Source organism: Mesorhizobium sp. M7D.F.Ca.US.004.03.1.1 (assembly GCF_003998635.1).
Lineage (GTDB): Bacteria > Pseudomonadota > Alphaproteobacteria > Rhizobiales > Rhizobiaceae > Mesorhizobium > Mesorhizobium loti.
In genome coordinates, this window is record NZ_RZQG01001403.1 from 1 (window position 1) to 1,061 (window position 1,061).

General features: G+C 62.7%; 1 protein-coding gene. It reads right to left on the reverse strand.

Going from position 1 to position 1,061, the window contains the following annotated elements; translation table 11 throughout:
- Positions 1-140: 140 nt before the first annotated feature.
- Positions 141-887, reverse strand: coding sequence for an urea ABC transporter ATP-binding protein UrtD (urtD, locus tag EN935_RS37430; protein ID WP_127263655.1), 747 nt, complete (start codon positions 885-887; stop codon positions 141-143).
- Positions 888-1,061: the final 174 nt, after the last annotated feature.

Consider the following 1,061-nt stretch of genomic DNA (forward strand, 5'->3'; position numbering starts at 1 on the left):
GCCTTCAGCGACACCCCGCGCAGCGCCTGGGCGGCGCCGTAGTGCAGCGTGGCATTGGAAACTTCGAGCATGTCAGCGCCTTCTCCAGAACCTGAGAAACGACAGATCGAAGCGATGGAATTGCACCCGCCAGACCATATTCATCTCCCCAGATAGACTTCGACGACGCGCTCGTCGGCCGACACGAAATCGAGCGTGCCTTCGCTAAGCACCGAGCCCTCATGCAGGCAGGTGACCTTGACGCCGAGCTCGCGCACGAAATGCATGTCGTGTTCGACGACGATGACCGAATGGTCGCGCGCGATGTCCTTGAGCAGGCGCGCGGTTTCCTCGGTCTCGGCGTCGGTCATGCCGGCGACCGGTTCGTCGACCAGAAGCAACTTCGGATCCTGCGCCAGCAGCATGCCGATCTCGAGCCACTGCTTTTGTCCATGGCTGAGATTGGCCGCCAATTCGTTACGCTTGTCGCCAAGCCGGATGATGCCGAGGATGTCGTCGATCTGTCGCGTCTCGGCGGCCGAGCGGCGATGAAACAGCGCCGGAAAGATCGAGCGCGGCCCCTTCAGCGCCAGCATCAGGTTTTCCTCGATCGTGTGGCTTTCGAACACAGTCGGCTTCTGGAACTTGCGGCCGATGCCCATCATGGCGATCTCGGCTTCGTCATGCTTGGTCAGATCGACCTGGCCGTCGAAGAACACCTCGCCCTCATCGGGCCGCGTCTTGCCGGTGACGATGTCCATCATCGTCGTCTTGCCGGCTCCGTTGGGGCCGATGATGGCGCGCATCTCGCCCTTGTCGAGCACCAGCGACAGATTGTTGATGGCGCGAAAACCATCGAAGGAAACCGAGACGCCGTCGAGATAGAGGATGGTGTTCGACTTTGACATGGCCGCTCACTCCGCCGGCTGCGGTTCGGGGCTGGATGCGGACCAGTCGCCGGGCTTTCTCGCCGCGCTGCGCACGATTTTCGCCGGCGGCTGGACGTCAGGGTCGGCGCCGGCTTCCTCGGCAATCGAAGCTGCTCGCAACGCTCTGGCGTTGCCGCGCCAGCTGTCCCACAT